This is a genomic window from Halomonas sp. AOP7-B1-5 (genome assembly GCF_052353045.1).
In the GTDB taxonomy this organism is placed as follows: Bacteria; Pseudomonadota; Gammaproteobacteria; order Pseudomonadales; family Halomonadaceae; genus Vreelandella; species Vreelandella colorata.
In genome coordinates, this window is sequence record NZ_JBQTDC010000001.1 from 196,511 (window position 1) to 213,120 (window position 16,610).

13 protein-coding genes are annotated in these 16,610 nt (G+C 55.6%); 9 read left to right on the forward strand and 4 right to left on the reverse strand.

Annotated elements, in window-relative coordinates:
* Positions 1-2 precede the first annotated feature (2 nt).
* Together ACT3XD_RS00945 and ACT3XD_RS00950 are read left to right on the forward strand one after the other, a co-directional pair.
* Positions 3-2,054: a pyrroloquinoline quinone-dependent dehydrogenase gene (locus ACT3XD_RS00945; protein ID WP_318782735.1), complete on the forward strand. Its 2,052-nt coding sequence runs from the start codon at positions 3-5 to the stop codon at positions 2,052-2,054.
* 202 nt (positions 2,055-2,256) lie between these two features.
* Positions 2,257-3,144, forward strand: a complete 888-nt coding sequence (locus ACT3XD_RS00950) for a ParB/Srx family N-terminal domain-containing protein (protein WP_192537082.1) — start codon at positions 2,257-2,259, stop codon at positions 3,142-3,144.
* Positions 3,145-3,173: 29 nt separating this feature from the next.
* Here the strand turns inward: ACT3XD_RS00950 and ACT3XD_RS00955 are convergent, their stop codons facing one another.
* Positions 3,174-4,058: an ion transporter gene (locus ACT3XD_RS00955; protein WP_192537081.1), complete on the reverse strand. Its 885-nt coding sequence runs from the start codon at positions 4,056-4,058 to the stop codon at positions 3,174-3,176.
* A 171-nt stretch (positions 4,059-4,229) separates the two neighbouring features.
* Here ACT3XD_RS00955 and ACT3XD_RS00960 point away from each other — a divergent pair, with 171 nt between their 5' ends.
* The 7 genes from ACT3XD_RS00960 (at position 4,230) to ACT3XD_RS00990 (ending at position 11,096) form a co-directional block, all read left to right on the forward strand.
* Positions 4,230-7,064 carry a monovalent cation/H+ antiporter subunit A gene (locus ACT3XD_RS00960; RefSeq protein ID WP_192537080.1) on the forward strand — a complete coding sequence of 945 codons (2,835 nt, stop codon included), beginning with the start codon at positions 4,230-4,232 and terminating at the stop codon, positions 7,062-7,064.
* On the forward strand, positions 7,064-7,396 hold the full coding sequence (locus ACT3XD_RS00965) for a Na+/H+ antiporter subunit C (protein WP_018915663.1): 333 nt from the start codon (positions 7,064-7,066) through the stop codon (positions 7,394-7,396). The genes ACT3XD_RS00960 and ACT3XD_RS00965 overlap by 1 nt, the downstream gene beginning before the upstream one ends.
* Complete coding sequence (locus ACT3XD_RS00970; protein WP_192537079.1) at positions 7,393-8,904, forward strand: monovalent cation/H+ antiporter subunit D; 1,512 nt, start codon at positions 7,393-7,395, stop codon at positions 8,902-8,904. The genes ACT3XD_RS00965 and ACT3XD_RS00970 overlap by 4 nt, the downstream gene beginning before the upstream one ends.
* A complete protein-coding gene (locus ACT3XD_RS00975; protein WP_018915661.1) occupies positions 8,901-9,398 on the forward strand; it encodes a Na+/H+ antiporter subunit E in 498 nt (165 codons plus the stop codon). Before ACT3XD_RS00970 ends, ACT3XD_RS00975 begins: the two co-directional genes overlap by 4 nt.
* Complete coding sequence (locus ACT3XD_RS00980) at positions 9,392-9,661, forward strand: K+/H+ antiporter subunit F (RefSeq protein ID WP_018915660.1); 270 nt, start codon at positions 9,392-9,394, stop codon at positions 9,659-9,661. The genes ACT3XD_RS00975 and ACT3XD_RS00980 overlap by 7 nt, the downstream gene beginning before the upstream one ends.
* A gap of 40 nt (positions 9,662-9,701) precedes the next feature.
* Positions 9,702-10,088, forward strand: coding sequence for a Na+/H+ antiporter subunit G (locus ACT3XD_RS00985; protein ID WP_192537078.1), 387 nt, complete (start codon positions 9,702-9,704; stop codon positions 10,086-10,088).
* Between the two features lie 174 nt (positions 10,089-10,262).
* Positions 10,263-11,096: a DUF6694 family lipoprotein gene (locus ACT3XD_RS00990; RefSeq protein WP_318782734.1), complete on the forward strand. Its 834-nt coding sequence runs from the start codon at positions 10,263-10,265 to the stop codon at positions 11,094-11,096.
* A 73-nt stretch (positions 11,097-11,169) separates the two neighbouring features.
* Here ACT3XD_RS00990 and serB read toward each other — a convergent pair whose 3' ends face one another.
* Genes serB through parE form a run of 3 tightly spaced genes read right to left on the reverse strand, consistent with a single transcriptional unit; the run spans position 11,170 to position 16,533 of the window.
* Complete coding sequence (gene serB / locus ACT3XD_RS00995; RefSeq protein WP_192537077.1) at positions 11,170-12,375, reverse strand: phosphoserine phosphatase SerB; 1,206 nt, start codon at positions 12,373-12,375, stop codon at positions 11,170-11,172.
* A 3-nt stretch (positions 12,376-12,378) separates the two neighbouring features.
* Entirely contained in the window at positions 12,379-14,631 is a 2,253-nt protein-coding gene (parC, locus tag ACT3XD_RS01000) for a DNA topoisomerase IV subunit A (protein ID WP_192537076.1), read from the reverse strand.
* 6 nt (positions 14,632-14,637) lie between these two features.
* On the reverse strand, positions 14,638-16,533 hold the full coding sequence (parE, locus tag ACT3XD_RS01005) for a DNA topoisomerase IV subunit B (protein ID WP_192537075.1): 1,896 nt from the start codon (positions 16,531-16,533) through the stop codon (positions 14,638-14,640).
* Positions 16,534-16,610: the final 77 nt, after the last annotated feature.

Sequence of the window (16,610 nt, forward strand, 5' to 3'; positions counted from 1 at the left end):
CCGTGCCAATACCCCGTTTTACCGAGCAGCGCCTTGCCACTTTATCCGCACCGGTTTTGTTCAAACCCGCCAGACACGGCTTAGCGCTGGCACTGTTTATGGCCCCCTTGACGCTACTCGCTCAGGATCAGCCAGCAGAGCCTTCCAGCGCTGAGCAAACAGGCGAAGCAGAACAAGCGCCCGCCCGCGCACCCATTCCTTTAGTGCCCGAAGGTGCGGTCTGGGATAGTTTTCACGGCCAGCTCAACGCGCAGAAATACAGTCCGCTCGATCAAATTAACGTCGACAACGTAGGCGAGCTCGAAAAAGCTTGGGAGTTTCATACCGGCGACGTGTCGGATGGTTCAGGCGACACCGCTCCGACAGTTTGGTCGGCCACCCCGGTGTTCGCCAATGACACTGTGTATATCGGCACGCCCATGTACCGGGTGTTCGCTCTCGACCCGGCCACCGGCGAAGAGCGTTGGCGCTTTGACACTCAATCCACTCAGGAAGCGCTGACGCAGCCAGCGCTCAAAAGCCGCGGCGTCGCCTACTGGGAAGCCGACGAGCCCGTTGCTGGCAACGTCTGCGAAAAAATCGTTTACTTCGGCACAATGGATGCTCAGCTCTTTGCGCTGGACGCCGATAGCGGTGAGCTGTGCGAAGACTTCGCTGACGGCGGCGTACTGAACGTCAACGAGTGGAACAACATGCCCGAAAACTGGCCGCTGTCGCTGCTTCAGCCGCCCACCGTCGTGGGCGACCGGCTGATTCTAGGCTGGGCGGGCAAGGATTGGGAAGAGAGCGAGGCCCCGGCAGGTACGGTGTTCTCCATCAACGCACGCACTGGCGAGCGCGAGTGGACGTTCGAGGCGCTCTCCGAAGAGATGCGCCAGCGAAGCGGCACCGCCAACGTTTGGACGCATATGGCCGCCGACGAAGAGCTGGGTCTCGTTTATTTACCCGTTGCCTCGCCCTCGCCCAACTTCTGGGGCGGGAACCGCACAGAGGAAGCGCCGCTGGCGACCTCAACCACGGCGCTGGATATCGAAACCGGCGAGGTGGTTTGGTCGCGCCAGTGGGTACATCACGATATTTGGGACTACGATATCAACGCCGCACCGACACTAATGGACATTACCGTCGACGGCGAGGAAATCCCGGCGCTGATGCAGGCGACCAAAATGGGCTTTCTGTTCGTGGTCAACCGTGAAACCGGCGAAGATGTCTGGCCGATTGAAGAACGCGAAGTGCCCGGCGGCGACGGCTCCGTGGAAGGCGAGGTTTACTCACCCACCCAACCTTTCCCCACCGTACCTGCGCCGCTTCTAGATCAATCTGAAAAGCCCGACGTGTGGGCGCTGGCGGATGCGGCAAGCTTTGGTCAGTGTTCCGCGCTTTGGGACGATCTTTGGTACGAGGGCATGTACACCCCACCCACCACCCGTGGCGAAGGTACGCTCGCCTACCCAGATAGCGCAGGCGGCGTTCAGTGGGGCGGCGTTGCCTTCGACCCAATCAGCCAGACGGCGGTGGTGAATACCTCACACATTGTGCAGTACATCAAGCTCTTCAACCGTGAAGATTTTGATGAAGCCGACAGCGGCTCAGGCAACGAAAGTGGCTATTCGCCCCAACTCGGCGCGCCCTACGGTATGCGCCTGGAAGTGGCGCTGAACTGGCTGGGCATGCCCTGCTGGGAGCCGCCTTTCGGTGAGCTGGTGGCGCTCGACATGACCACAGGCGATGTCAAATGGCGTCGTCCGGTGGGCGCGTCGCAGCAGTTCGGCTTCTTTATGCCCGAAAGCTGGGGCTCGCCCACTATCGGGGGCCCAGCGGTGACTGCAGGAGGCCTGATCTTCATCGGAGCCTCTATGGACGCCAAGGTGCGCGCCTACTCGCTGGAAACTGGCGAACAGCTCTGGTCGGACCAGGCCCAGGCGCCCTCCGTCTCCAATCCTGCCGTTTACGAGTATCAAGGCCGCCAGTACGTTGCGTTTATCGCAGGTGGCAATACGATTCTCAAGGATCAGGTCGGCGATCAAATAGCGGTCTACGCGCTACCGGAATAACTGCGTTTAAAAGCGGCAATCTGCGGGGCGGCCTTTAGCTTAATGCTAAAGGCCGCCCCGTTTGCATGAGGAGTACCCCCCATAAATACGCAGCACCACGTTCTGATTAAGCGGCATGCCGCTTAGCGTCAAACAATTGTCATCGTTGCCCCGTATGGTTGCCTGCTGGCACTGCGACAACGATAACTCTTTGGAGACATTAATGAAAAAAGCTTTAATGCTGCTGGCACTTCTTACCATGACGCCCGCGCTGGCCGCGCCTTCTGGCGATATTATTGAGATAACACTGGGCGAGCTACACCCTACACAGCCAGCGCTTGGCTACCGGCAGATGGATTATAAGCAGGGCCGTTTCGCCGTCGATCGTGAGAAGTTTTTCGATGAATTTTGTGAAACAGGCGGTCAAGGCGGCATTGCTCAGTTTGATGAGGCTTCCTCTCTGCACGCTACCGATAGCTTTGCATGCACCGACCCTGTCGGCACGCATCCAGAAGATATGAAAACCGCGGTGATTGCGCCCAACGGCGGTTTTTATCTTACCGATGGCCATCATACGCTGGGTAACTACCTGGCGTTGGAAGGCCCTGAGCTTCGCATGCCGCTGCTCATCACGCATGATTTCAGCGAACTGCCGGATATGGAACGTTTTTGGGCCACCATGGAAGAACAGCGGCTGGTTTGGCTTGATGCGCCCGACGGCCCGATCACATCCGAAGAACTGCCTGAACAGCTGGGCCGTGACCATCAGGTCGACGACCCTTACCGCTCGCTGGTCTATTTCACACGCGGGGTAGGTTATAAAAAGCCTGACACACCGCCGCCATTTCTGGAGTTTTATTGGGGACAATGGCTCGCCGAACAACTCCCCCTCGACACGCTAGATTTAACCACTCTTGAAGGCTATACCGACGCGGATACTCAGGCGGCCACGTTAATGGTTGAGATATCACCCGACACACTGATCGCCGATACCGCCACGGGCAGCCTGACTGCTCAGGAAATGGGCCAGCTGCCAGCATTTAACGCAGCAGAGCTTGATAAACTGCTGTCGCCCCGCGGCAAACTAACCTACGCATTCTCCCTCGAATAACCCTCACTCAAAGCAAGCACACGCTTATTTCAAACGGTTTTGGACGTATCAACAGGCTGGCTGACCGCCGCCTGTTGTGATGAGGGCGTATTACTCTGATTCAGCGCCGATTCCATACGATCAAGCTGCGCTTGCAGCCCACGTACGTCATTGCGTAATGCCTTTAACTCGGCCTCTTCACCCTCACCGTTATCCAGCGCCATTTGCGCGCTCTCTTTTTGCATTACATCAAGCACGATACCAATCATCATGTTCAGGAAGATGAAAGCATTCAAAAAGATAAACGTAAGGAAATAGATCCAGGCGTAAGGGTAAACCTCCATCGTGGGATACAGCACGGCGGTTGCCCAGCTTTCAAAGGTAGCCACCTGGAAAAGTGTCAGCATCGCCAGCGCAATGTTGCCCCAAAGCCCTTCATCGACGTTATGGAAAAGAAAGCTGCCAATCGCCGCGTAGATGTAAAAAATGATAAACATCAGTAGAACGACATAGCCCATCCGTGGGATGGATTTCAGCAATGCGCCTAACAGCATTTGCAGCTCAGGAATCATGGACACCAGGCGCAGTACCCGGAAAATCCGTAAGAGCCGCGCCAGCAGCACCATTTCCGAGTCATCCATAGGGATCAGGCTGGCCGTCACAATGATGAAATCGAAGATGTTCCAGCCTTTCTTGAAAAAGCTCAGCAAGGTGCGTTCAGCGGCCATTCTGATCAAAATCTCGACCAGGAAGAATACGGTTACCGCTATATCAAGATAGAGCAGCCACTGCTCTATGCGCGTTGTTTCTTCATAGGTTTTAGCACCAATCATCAGCGCGGAGAGAACGATAATGGAGATAACAATGCTTTCAAAAATTTTGTTGCTGCGCAGCTGTTCAAAGCGCGACTGCCAGGTATTGAACGGTTCACTCATGGAGCAAGGAGTCTCTAAACGGTTTTCAGCCACACTTTATACTAAAATCACATACCGACCATACAAGTGATATCCTCTTGTTCCATATAACCTATAACGTAGCCTGCGCCACCGGTACGCCCTGAAGCGACTTGGTGGCATTTTTTAGAATTAATAGCGCTGGATGACCCCATGATACTGCTGTGGATAGCCTTACTGCCTTTGCTGGGCGTATTGGTGCCGGCACTCACTGCCCACCGCGGACGCACATTGTGCTCACTCGCAACAGGCATAATGCCGGCAATTGCCTTACTGCTAACGTTGATGCAGTTACCTGCAATGCTCGATGGTGAGGCGTTACGCGTTAGCTTCACGTGGATGCCTGAACTCGGGCTTGAGCTGGCCTTTCGCCTTGATGGGCTTTCGTTACTTTTCAATATGCTGATTTTAGGTATTGGCTTATTGATCTTGTTGTATGCCCATTTCTATCTTGCCAAAGATGAGCCACATGGACGTTTTTATGCCTTTATGATGCTGTTTATGGCGTCCATGGTCGGCATTTCGATGTCTGACAACCTCATACTGCTGTGGCTGTTCTGGGAACTTACCAGTATTTCCTCTTTCTTGTTGATTGGCTTTTGGTCGTATCGCAGCGATGCACGTAAAGGTGCACGCATGGCATTGACCGTGACCGGTGCAGGCGGTTTAGCGCTACTTGCAGGCTTATTGCTGCTAGGTGATATGGCCGGCAGTTACCGTATGGATGACGTTCTCGCCAGCAGCGAACGTATTCTGGCCGACTCTCGTTATCCCATCATGCTGGCTCTGGTCCTGCTCGGGGCATTTACCAAATCGGCCCAGTTCCCATTTCAGTTCTGGCTTCCCCATGCCATGGCCGCGCCTACGCCGGTATCGGCTTATCTGCATTCGGCAACGATGGTTAAAGCCGGCATTTTTCTAATGGCGCGCCTGCATCCCGCCATTGCTGGCAGCGAACTTTGGAGCGTTATCGTGCCCTTGGTGGGCTCTATTACGCTGCTATACGGTGCCTGGTTTGCGTTGTTTAAAACCGACCTCAAAGCCATTTTGGCGTTTTCGACTATCAGCCATTTGGGCCTGATCACCGTACTCTTAGGTATTGGCAGCCCTATGGCGGTGCTCGCGGCACTCTTCCACATTATTAACCACGCGACCTTTAAAGCGGCTCTGTTTATGAGTGCGGGCATTATTGACCACGAGGCAGGTACTCGCGAATTGAAGCAGCTGGGCGGCCTACGTAAAACCATGCCGGTCACCGCGCTGCTGACGATTTTTGCTTCAGCCGCCATGGCAGGCGTACCGCTGTTCAACGGCTTTTTATCCAAAGAAATGTTCTTCACCGAAACGCTTGCCACGCCTGTGCTCGGCGGGCTTAGCTGGCTTATCCCCGCGCTTGCGACCGTCGGCGGCATTCTTTCGGTCGCTTACTCAATCCGGCTAGTGCATGCGGTTTTCTATAAAGCACCCAAGGAAGCCTCACCCAAAACGCCCCACGAGCCGCCGCATTTAATGCGTCTGCCCGTTGAAATACTGGTAGTGCTTTGTGTTGCGGTCGGCGTTTTACCGGCGTTTTTTGCAACCAACCTGCTGGGCTTGGCTACTCAAGCGGTGCTTGGCGAGCCGCTGGATTTCCATCTGGCTATTTGGCACGGCGTTAACCTACCGCTCGTGATGAGCATGATCGCCTTTGCGGTAGGTGCCCTCCTGTATTGGCGTCATGCTGACTTACGCCGCTTCCTTCAGCCCTTCGCAAGCGTCGATGCTCGGCGAGTGTTTGAGCGCTCGTTAGTTGCAATCGGCTATCGTGCCGAGCAGATTATTGCGGCTCTGGATGGCAATTCGCTACAGCGGTTTATGAGCTGGCTATTGTTGGCGGCGCTTTGCATGGGCGTACTGGGGCTCGTGCAAATCGACATACTCACGGGCGCTAAAGGCAATCAGCCGACGGATGGCATTGTCGTGCTTGGGGCCGGCATGCTGATTTTTGGCGGTATTGCGACGGCGGCCACCCACCGCTACCGGCTAATTTCGCTGTTAATGCTGTCAGTGGTAGGCCTTTTTGTCGCCCTTACCTTTGCCCGCTTTTCAGCCCCTGACTTGGCGCTTACTCAGCTTTCCGTTGAGGTAGTGACCATGATCCTGCTAATGCTTGCGCTGTTCTTCCTGCCGCAAAAAACGCCGCGCGAGTCGAGCCCTATGCGCAACGTGCGCGATATGCTGCTGGCAGGCTCGCTGGGTCTGGTCGTGGCAAGCCTTAACTACGCAGTCATGACCCGCGACACCCTGTCGATCTCCAATTTCTTTATGGAAAACAGCGTGCCCGGTGGCGGTGGACATAACGTCGTCAACGTAATCCTGGTCGATTTCCGCGGTTTCGATACCCTCGGTGAAATTACCGTACTGGCATTGGCAGGCCTGGCTATCTTTAAGCTGCTTAACCGCTTGCGCCTGTTTATGCCCCATAGTGATGGCGAAGGCCGTGTGTGGTCGCCCGATCGCTACCCGGCCATTTTGACCTCGATCTCAATGACGTTATTACCCCTAGCGTTATTGGTATCAGCATTTATTTTCCTACGCGGCCACAACCAGCCTGGCGGCGGTTTTATTGCCGGCCTGATTACCGCCGTTGCGCTTATTCTGCTGTATATGGCACGCGGTGTTGCATGGGCCCAGGCGCGCCTGGACTTCCCCTTCCAGCCTGTCGCCGTGGTCGGTGTGGCGATCGCCACGTTAACCGGCCTGGGAAGTTGGCTGTTTGGTTATCCCTTCCTTACCTCGGCGTTTGGCTACTTCAGCCTGCCGGGAATCGGCAAGTTTGAGCTGGCCACTGCGCTGTTATTTGATCTTGGAGTTTACCTAGCTGTGGTAGGCGCCACGCTGATGATCCTTGCCAACCTGGGCAAGGTAACCACTGCGCACCGCCCGGTCACCGACCCTAAAGAGCCGGAGACTCCCGCCGCTCAGTTACCCGCCAAGGAGCCTAATTGATGGAAACCCTTTACGCGATCACCACCGGCGTATTAACCGCATGTGGCCTGTATTTAACCCTGCGCGGGCGCACGTTTCCCGTCGTGGTTGGGCTAACGCTTACGTCTTACGCGGTGAACCTGTTTCTTTTCTCCATGGGCGGCCTTACCACTGATGGTGCCACCATCGTCAACGGGGACGGCGCTTATGCCGACCCGCTACCTCAAGCGCTAGTGCTCACGGCCATCGTCATCGGTTTTGCCATGACCGCGTTTGTCGTAATTCTTGCCATGCGTGCCCGCAGTGAAGCGGGTAACGACCACGTAGACGGCAGAAAGGAAGACCGTGAATGATTCAACATTTAATCGTTTTACCCGTAGTAGTCCCGTTGGTGGCAGGTATTTTGCTGCTCTATCAACGCCAAGGTTTGGTTCGTTATAAGCGCATTGTCAGCGTCGTTGCGACGGTTTTGATACTGCTGGCGGCGATCAGTCTGGTAAAAACCGCAGCACAGGGAGAGATTGTTTACTACGCCCTGGGCGACTGGCAGCCACCGTTTGGTATCGTCTTGGTGCTTGATCGTCTTTCGGCTCTAATGCTGTTGATTACCGCTCTATTGGCGGTCGGTGCGGTGGTGTTTGCCTGCGCCGGGGACGATGAAAAAGGCAGTAACTTCCATGGTCTGTTTCAGTGGCAGCTGTTGGGTATTAACGGCGCCTTTTTAACCGGTGACCTGTTCAACCTGTTTGTGTTTTTCGAAGTACTACTGCTCGCCTCTTATGCCCTGCTGCTGCATGGCGGAGGCAAGGCGCGCATTCAGGCAAGCGTTCACTATGTGGTTTTGAACCTGGCGGGTTCATCGCTTTTCCTAATTGCCGTGGGCATTCTTTATGGCGCCACCGGCACGCTCAACATGGCCGATATGGGGCAGCGTTTAGTGGACCTGCCTGCCGAGCGCCAGGGTTTGGTGACGGCGGGTGCACTCATGCTGCTAGTGGTGTTTGGCTTAAAGGCCGCTATCGTACCGCTGTATTTCTGGCTGCCACGTGCTTACGCAGCGGCGCCCGCGCCGGTAGCGGCTCTGTTTGCCATCATGACCAAAGTCGGCATTTACGCGATCCTGCGCGTGTACTCGCTTATCTTTAGCGAAAGCGCAGGCACGCTTGACGCGCTAGAACAGTCCTGGATTTGGTGGCTGGCATTGGCAACCCTTGCGGTGGCTGGCATAGGCGTTATTGCCGCACGTGATTTGCGTCTGCTGGTTGCCTATCTGGTGCTTATTTCTGTGGGTACGCTGCTTGCTGGCGTCGGCATGCGCTCGCCTCAAGCTATTTCGGCCCTGCTTTATTACCTGATGCATACCACGCTAATCACCGGTGGGCTTTTCCTGCTGGCGGAAATGATCGGCCTGCAGCGGGGTAAAGCGGGTACGCGTATCGTCAAAGGCCGCCCTATGGTGCAAGGCAATGCCTTGGCGCTGCTGTTCTTTATCGGGGCTATCGCGGTTATTGGCATGCCGCCACTATCAGGGGCCGTGGGTAAGGCATTGATGCTTAACGCAGCAGAAGGTACCCAGCGCCTGTGGTTATGGCCACTGCTGTTACTCGCAAGCTTGGCATCGCTCGTCGCTCTTTCCCGGGCAGGTTCTACCCTGTTCTGGAGAAGCCACCGCGGTAGTTTCAGCGGCAGCCGTTTGGCGCGTCGTCAATGGTTTGGGGTCGTCTGGCTACTCAGCGCGGCGCCTATTCTGGTCGCTCTGGCAGGCCCGATAAGCGACTACACTCAAGCCACGGCCGAACAGCTAAGCCACCCACAACGCCTGATTGATACGTTAATTTCTAACGCTGGGGAGGCACCATGATTGCGCCGCGTTCTTGGTTACCAACACCGGTTCTATCGATTCTGCTACTCATCGTATGGCTGCTGCTAGCGCGCAGCTATGCATTTGGACAGTTCGTACTAGGCGGTGCGCTGGCGATTCTGATTCCCCTGCTCACCTACCGCTTCTGGGATTCAAAGCCGCGTATAAAGAAGCCCTTCAAACTGCTGCGCTACGTGCTTCGCGTGTTAGGTGATATTGTCACCGCTAACTTCGAAGTGGCCTATTTAATTGCCAACCCGTGGCGCACGCTGAAACCGCATTTCATCGAATACCCCCTGATGCTCGAGGAACGCTTTACCATTACCCTGCTGGCCAGCACCATTAGCCTCACGCCGGGTACGGTATCGGCAAATTTGCGGCTGGACGGCAAATCGCTGTTGATTCATGCGTTAAATGTGGATGATGAAGAAGCTTTGATCGAACAAATTCGCGAGCGTTACGAGCGGCCGCTTAAGGAGATTTACGAATGTTAGATGCTGCGTTGTATATCACCTTAACGCTGGTAGTGCTGGCGTTGCTGATGAACCTGTTCCGCTTGACCGTGGGCCCGGACATGCCGGATAGGGTGCTGGCACTGGATACCATGTACGTCAACTCCATCGCTTTGATCGTACTGCTTGGGCTTTGGCTGAACAGCAAAACCTATTTCGAATCGGCACTGCTGATTGCCATGCTTGGCTTTATCAGCACCGTGGCCGTGTGCAAATACATTCTGCGCGGAGACATTATCGAATGATGACGCGATTAATGACGGCCCGCTATAAGGAGGCATTTCAATGTCGCTACTCGTAGAAGCCATTACTTCGCTATTGCTGATTGCAGGCGGTGTGTTTGTATTTATCGGCTCGTTGGGTATGGCGCACTTGCGCGATTTTTATATGCGCTTACACGGACCTACCAAGGCCACCACGCTGGGCATTGGCTGTATGCTGATTGCCTCAATGCTGTATTTCTGGAGTCTTGACGGCAAGCCGGATATTCAGGAAATGTTGATTACGCTGTTTCTGTTTATTACCGCGCCGGTTAGCGCACATTTGCTGGCCAAAACGGGTTTGCATATGCAGCTTCGCCATACGGACACCACCGGCGGCAAGCCTTTTGAGTTACGCGACGAGGAAGTCGGTGATAAGCCCGTCCCCCATCCCGATAAAGGCCACGGCTAAAAAAGCACGTATCTAACCGACAAAGCGCTGGCAAACTGCCAGCGCTTTTTTTTAAGCCATGCTTCAAGCCAGGGGAAGCATGATGAAGATTAAAAACATTAGTTATGAACAGTAGTGAGCGGCGGCACTTTCCAGTAAGCTCCACTGCGATTTTGACCATCTTGAGGTGAATGTATGTGGAGCCTCCTACGCCTGTCTGCCATAACGCTCTCGTTGGTTATGGTCGCCGGTTGCTCAGACCCCAAAATAGATACTAGCTCGATGCCGGCCGCGGTTGTCTCAATTGAGAATGTACGTGAGGCAATGCCTGCTTATAAGCGCGATGAGTTTGATAAAGCGCTCGCGATCATGGCAATGCCCAGCTTTAGCAGCGTGGCGCTACTTAGCCCCCAGCGTATGAATGCAGCGGAAATCGCTGAGTCTGCCAACGTGCGCATGCATGGTTTAACGGGCGATCAGGTAATTGACCGCGCCGACGATATTTTACGTGAAAGGCGCGCCAGAGAGCGCGAACAGGCTATTACAACGCTTGCCCGGTTGACTGAAAAGCAAACGCAGGCTGAAAAAGACCGCGAGCATCGGGAGCGCTTTAGTATTGATAGCGCGCGCTACTATATGAGCCAAAGCCCTTACGGCACGCCGGAGCCAGCAGTGGATATTGAGGTTACCAATAACACTGAGCAGGCCGTCTCGCAGGTATTTTTAAGAGGTGTGGTGACCAGCACTGAGCGATCCGTTCCCTGGATTGATGAAACGTTCTACTACGTGATCGCAGGCGGCCTTGAAGCAGGTGAAACGGCTACATGGCGCCTGGCGCCTAACCGCTTCAGCGCATGGGGTAATACGCAGATACCCAGCAATGTAACGCTTACAGTAACGGTGGAAGGCCTTAACGATGCACAAGGTAACCCGCTATGGGACTCGCCAGCACTTAGCGAAAGCGAAGCGGCAAGGCTTGAACACCTGAGTCACGAGTATCAAGGCGTGGCGCTCTCCTCGATCATGTAACTGATAGATTCATCAGACCATTAACCATGAGTCGGTATGTTACGCACCGACTCATTGGTTACGAGCAAAACGCTTAATCGATCAAATCCGTTTGACGATAGCCAATCAGATACAACACAGCGTCAATGCCCAGCGTAGAGATAGCCTGACGCGCCTGGGCGCGCACCAGTGGTTTGGCCCGAAACGCGATGCCCAACCCCGCCTTAGCCAACATTTTGAGATCGTTGGCCCCATCGCCCACGGCAATGGTCTGCTCCAGCGTAAAGCCTTCACGCAGTGCGATCTGCTCCAAAAGCTCTGCTTTACGCTCGGCATCAACGATAGGTGCCTTCACTTCACCGGTGACCTTACCGTTTTCAATTACCAGCTCATTGGCATGAATCTCATCAAAGCCAAGCTTCTCCTGTAAATGACAGGCAAAGTAGGTAAAGCCGCCGGACAGAATCACGGTGCGGTAGCCAAAGCGCTTTAAGTTAGCCATTAACCGCTCAACGCCGTCCATCAACGGCAGCTCTTCGGCGATCTTGATCAACACCGACTCATCGAGGCCTTTAAGCTTGCTCATGCGTTCGCGAAAGCTTTCCTGGAAGTCCAGCTCGCCACGCATGGCGCGCTCGGTCACCTCGGCAACCTCATCACCCACCCCGTGATGCCGGGCCAGCTCATCGATCACTTCGGCTTTGATCAGCGTGGAATCCATATCGAAGCACACCAGGCGACGATGACGACGCCAGATCGAGTCTTCCTGAATGGCAATATCCACGCCATGCTCGGCGCCTAGCGCCAACGCCTTTTCACGCAGCGCTTCGATATTGGCATCATCCCCACGAAGCCAACACTCGACGCAGGCACCGCCAGCAGGCGCGCTACCATCCAGCAACTCACGCCCTGAAAGCCGATGAATCAGCTCGACCGTTAAACCAAACTCGGCCGTTAGAATGCCGACTTCGGCCAGGATGCCTGCCGGTAAATTCGGCGCCAGCAGCGTCAAAATCAGCCGAGGCTGGCTTGCTTCATTGCTCCAGCGCTGATAATCATCGGGGTTAACCTTAATCGCCTGCACATCCAGCCCTAGCGCGTCGCCCGCTTCACTTAGCGTCGCCTCCAAGGCATTATCGTGCTCAAGCCCCACCAGCGCTTCCAGGGAAAGCATGCCAAACGTCACGCTTTGGTTGATATCCAAAAGCTGCGCCCCCGTGCTGGCAAATGCTTTGCCCAGGCCCTCTAGCTGGCCGGGGCGTGCCACACCCGTTGCGCGAATCAAACAACGTTTTGTCATGAGTTACTCTCCCGCCTCTAGCCGGTCAACTTTTTGGAAGCCGCGCGGCAACTTACTGCCTCGCCGACCTCTTTCGCCGCGATAATATGCCAAATCATCCGCCTTGAGCGTGAGTTTTCGCTTACCGGCGTGAATCAGCAACGCATCGGTTGCGCTGAGAATGGTAATATCACGTACGAACTCTTCCCGGCGTGTAGCCCTGGGGCCGGGGATATCGAGCATCTTATTGCCTTTGCCCTTGGTCATTTCAGGCAGCTGCTCAAGCGGAAACAGCAGTAACCGGCCTTCGTTAGACACCGACGCTACCCAAAGCTCTTCACCATCAGGCACTTCGATCGGTGCCATTACGCTGCAGCCTTTGGGTACGCTGAGCACCGCTTTACCGGCTTTATTTTTACCAGTGAGTGCATCCAGGCGGGCCATAAAGCCGTAACCACCGTCGCTTGCCAATACAAAGCGCCGCTCAGGCGGGGCAAGCATTAGCCCTGCCATTTGCGCCCCTGCCGATACATTCGCCCGCCCAGTCACTGGTTCACCCTGGCCCCGCGCGCTGGGCAGGTTGTGGGCGGCCAAGGTATAAGCGCGCCCCGTATCATCCAGCAGTACTAGAGGCTGATTGGTTTTACCCCGGGCCGCCAGATGGAAACTATCCCCGGCTTTATAGGAAAGCCCCTCTGGATCAATATCATGGCCTTTGGCGGCGCGGATCCAGCCTTTATCAGACAGCACCACGGTGATCGGGTCGGCACCCAGCAGCTCGACTTCCGAAAGCGCCTTGGCTTCACTGCGCTCAACCAGCGGTGAGCGGCGCTCGTCGCCGTGCTCTTTACCCGCCGCGCGGATCTCTTTTTCGATCAGCGTGGTCAGTTTTGCTTCGCTTCCCAGCAGCCCCTGGAGCTGTTTCCGTTCTTTTTCCAGCTCATCCTGCTCGCCGCGAATCTTCATCTCTTCAAGCTTGGCAAGATGACGCAGGCGTAGCTCGAGAATCGCTTCCGCCTGACGCTCTGAGAGACTAAAGGCGGTGATGAGTGAAGCTTTCGGGTCATCTTCCTCGCGAATAATCCGGATCACTTCGTCAAGGTTGAGATAGGCTGTCAGCAAACCTTCCAAAATATGCAGACGATCTTCAACCTTACCTAAGCGGTGCTCCAATCGACGGCGCACCGTAGTGCGGCGAAAGCGTAGCCACTCACCCAGCATGTCGGGCAGGGACATGACCCGCGGACGGCCATCCAGGCCGATCACGTTCATATTCACCCGCACGTTCTTTTCCAGATCCGTGGTGGCAAACAGGTGGGCCATAAGCGACTCAACGTCCACCCGGCTGGAGCGCGGCTCAATGACCAGGCGCGTGGGCTCTTCATGGGTCGACTCATCGCGAAGATCAGCAACCATGGGCAGCTTCTTGGCCTGCATCTGCGCGGCGATCTGTTCAAGCACTTTGGCACCGCTGACCTGGTAAGGCACTGCGGTGATCACGATATTGGCGTCTTCACGAACATAGCGAGCGCGCAGTTTTACCGAGCCGCGGCCTGACTCATAAAGCTTACGCAGGTCGGCTGGGGGAGTGATGATTTCTGCGTCTGTCGGAAAATCAGGCGCGGGCACAAACGCCATCAAGTCGGTCGTGGTCGCTTGAGGGTTGCGCAGCAAATGGCAGGTAGCTTCGACCACTTCACCAACGTTATGCGGCGGTATATCCGTGGCCATCCCTACCGCAATCCCGGTACCGCCATTGAGCAGTACATGGGGTAGCTTGGCAGGCAGCACGAGAGGCTCCTGCATGGTGCCGTCAAAATTGGGCACCCAATCGACAGTACCCTGGCCTAATTCGCCCAACAGCACTTCGGAAAACTTGGAGAGTTTGGCTTCGGTATAGCGCATAGCCGCGAACGACTTGGGATCGTCCGGGCTTCCCCAGTTACCCTGGCCATCGACCAAGGGGTAGCGATAGCTAAACGACTGCGCCATCAGCACCATGGCTTCGTAACAGGCGCTGTCGCCATGCGGGTGAAACTTACCCAGTACGTCGCCCACGGTACGCGCTGACTTTTTGTACTTGGCGTTGGCGTGAAGCGCCAACTCACGCATGGCGTAAATGATCCGCCGCTGCACAGGCTTCATGCCGTCGCCAATATTGGGCAGCGCACGGTCTAAAATGACGTACATCGAGTAGTCGAGGTACGCTTTTTCGGTATAGTCGCGCAAGGAGAGACGTTCGACGTCGCCTTCCGCTACCTGAATATCCATGGTCATCGGGAGTTATACCTCAATGTCTGCGAGGTTGCCGTAATCTTCCAGCCATTTCTTGCGGTCGCTAGCGCGCTTCTTGGCGAGCAGCATATCCATCATTTCCATGGTGCCGTCGCCCTCTTCCAGCGTTAGCTGTACCAGGCGTCGGGTTTCGACCGCCATGGTGGTTTCTCGCAGCTGTAGCGGGTTCATTTCACCCAGGCCCTTGAAGCGCTGCACGTTTGGGGTGCCACGTTTTTTGGACAGCTGTTTGAGAATGGCATTTTTTTCGCTCTCATCGAGGGCGTAGTGGACCTCTTTACCTAAATCGATGCGGTAAAGGGGTGGCATGGCGACAAACACGCGGCCGGCATCCACTAGCGCGGGGAAATGGCGTACAAACAGCGCGCACAGCAGCGTGGCAATGTGCAGCCCGTCAGAGTCCGCATCGGCAAGAATACAAATCTTGTGGTAGCGCAGCTTTTCAAGATTCGCGCTACTGGGGTCCGCGCCAATGGCAACCGCAATGTCATGAACTTCCTGAGAGCCATAAATGTCGTGGGTCTCGACTTCCCAGGTATTCAAAATCTTACCGCGCAGCGGAAGAATAGCCTGAGTTTCACGGTTACGGGCCTGCTTGGCGCTGCCCCCGGCCGAGTCACCCTCCACCAGAAACAGCTCGCTAAGCGACGGGTCCTGCCCCGAGCAGTCAGCAAGCTTGCCCGGAAGCGCCGGGCCTGACGTAACCTTTTTACGGGCGACTTTCTTAGCCTTTTTCTGGCGATGCTGGGCGGCGCTGATTACCAGTTCCGCCAGTTGCTCGGCTTGATCAATATGGTGGTTTAGCCACAGTGAGAACGCATCTTTTACGACGCCCGATACAAAGCCTGCAATGGTGCGTGAGGAGAGGCGCTCTTTGGTTTGCCCGGCAAACTGGGGGTCGAGCATTTTCACCGAGAACACGAAAGAGGCGCGCTCCCAAAGATCATCTGCGGTGAGCTTTATACCGCGCGGAAGCAGACTGCGATATTCACAAAACTCGCGCAGTGCATCCAGTAATCCAGAGCGAAAGCCATTAACGTGGGTGCCGCCTTGCGGCGTGGGAATCAGGTTAACGTAGCTTTCCAGCAACGATTCACCACCTTCAGGCAGCCATTGAATGGCCCAGTCCACGCCATGCTCGTCATCACTGAAGTGACCGACAAACGGAGCGTTGGGCAATACTTCATAGCCATCGGTGGCTTCCGCCAGATAGTCGCGCAGGCCGTCAGCGTAGGCCCACTCGGTTTTAGTGCCATCTGGCTCAACCAGCGTAACGGCAAGCCCTGGGCAGAGTACTGCCTTGGCACGCAGCAGGTGCTTGAGCCTTGAAACCGCAAGTTTGGGGCTGTCGAAATAGCTTTCATCGGGCCAGAACCGCACCAGAGTTCCCGTGGCGCGTTTGGTAGCCTTGCCTATTTCATGCAGGTTTTCGACTTTTTCACCATGCTCAAAGGCAATCGCATGACGCGCGCCGTCACGAGTTACTTCTACTTCCAGGCGCCGTGAAAGCGCGTTGACGACCGAGACGCCCACGCCGTGAAGGCCACCGGAAAACCGATAGCTCGAAGAGGAGAACTTACCGCCTGAGTGCAGCTTGGTAAGAATCAGCTCCACCCCTGAAACGCCATGCTCGGGGTGAAGGTCAATCGGCATACCTCGGCCGTCATCCTGAACCTCGATGCCCCCATCGCTGTGCAACATGACACGCATAAAAGAGGCGTGGCCGGCCAGCGCTTCGTCCACGCTGTTATCGATCACCTCCTGAGCAAGGTGATTGGGCCGTGAGGTATCGGTGTACATACCGGGACGCTTACGTACCGGCTCGAGCCCTGACAGGACTTCGATAGAACTCGCGCCGTACTGAGAGGCATCAAACTGGGTCATGTAACGTCGGTTCCTGAAGGGTAAAGCTGGCAGCTGCCTGTGATTCGTACAGGCAGCTGACAAAGATCGCTAGAATA

Bases quoted from the DNA above. Each gene is read 5' to 3' on its own strand.
- parC (WP_192537076.1), bottom strand. From the start codon at position 14,631: ATGACCATGGATATTCAGGTAGCGGAAGGCGACGTCGAACGTCTCTCC.
- ACT3XD_RS00965 (WP_018915663.1), top strand. From the start codon at position 7,064: ATGGAAACCCTTTACGCGATCACCACCGGCGTATTAACCGCATGTGGC.
- ACT3XD_RS00985 (WP_192537078.1), top strand. From the start codon at position 9,702: ATGTCGCTACTCGTAGAAGCCATTACTTCGCTATTGCTGATTGCAGGC.
- ACT3XD_RS00990 (WP_318782734.1), top strand. From the start codon at position 10,263: ATGTGGAGCCTCCTACGCCTGTCTGCCATAACGCTCTCGTTGGTTATG.
- serB (WP_192537077.1), bottom strand. From the start codon at position 12,375: ATGACAAAACGTTGTTTGATTCGCGCAACGGGTGTGGCACGCCCCGGC.
- ACT3XD_RS00980 (WP_018915660.1), top strand. From the start codon at position 9,392: ATGTTAGATGCTGCGTTGTATATCACCTTAACGCTGGTAGTGCTGGCG.
- ACT3XD_RS00950 (WP_192537082.1), top strand. From the start codon at position 2,257: ATGAAAAAAGCTTTAATGCTGCTGGCACTTCTTACCATGACGCCCGCG.
- parE (WP_192537075.1), bottom strand. From the start codon at position 16,533: ATGACCCAGTTTGATGCCTCTCAGTACGGCGCGAGTTCTATCGAAGTC.
- ACT3XD_RS00970 (WP_192537079.1), top strand. From the start codon at position 7,393: ATGATTCAACATTTAATCGTTTTACCCGTAGTAGTCCCGTTGGTGGCA.
- ACT3XD_RS00955 (WP_192537081.1), bottom strand. From the start codon at position 4,058: ATGAGTGAACCGTTCAATACCTGGCAGTCGCGCTTTGAACAGCTGCGC.
- ACT3XD_RS00960 (WP_192537080.1), top strand. From the start codon at position 4,230: ATGATACTGCTGTGGATAGCCTTACTGCCTTTGCTGGGCGTATTGGTG.
- ACT3XD_RS00975 (WP_018915661.1), top strand. From the start codon at position 8,901: ATGATTGCGCCGCGTTCTTGGTTACCAACACCGGTTCTATCGATTCTG.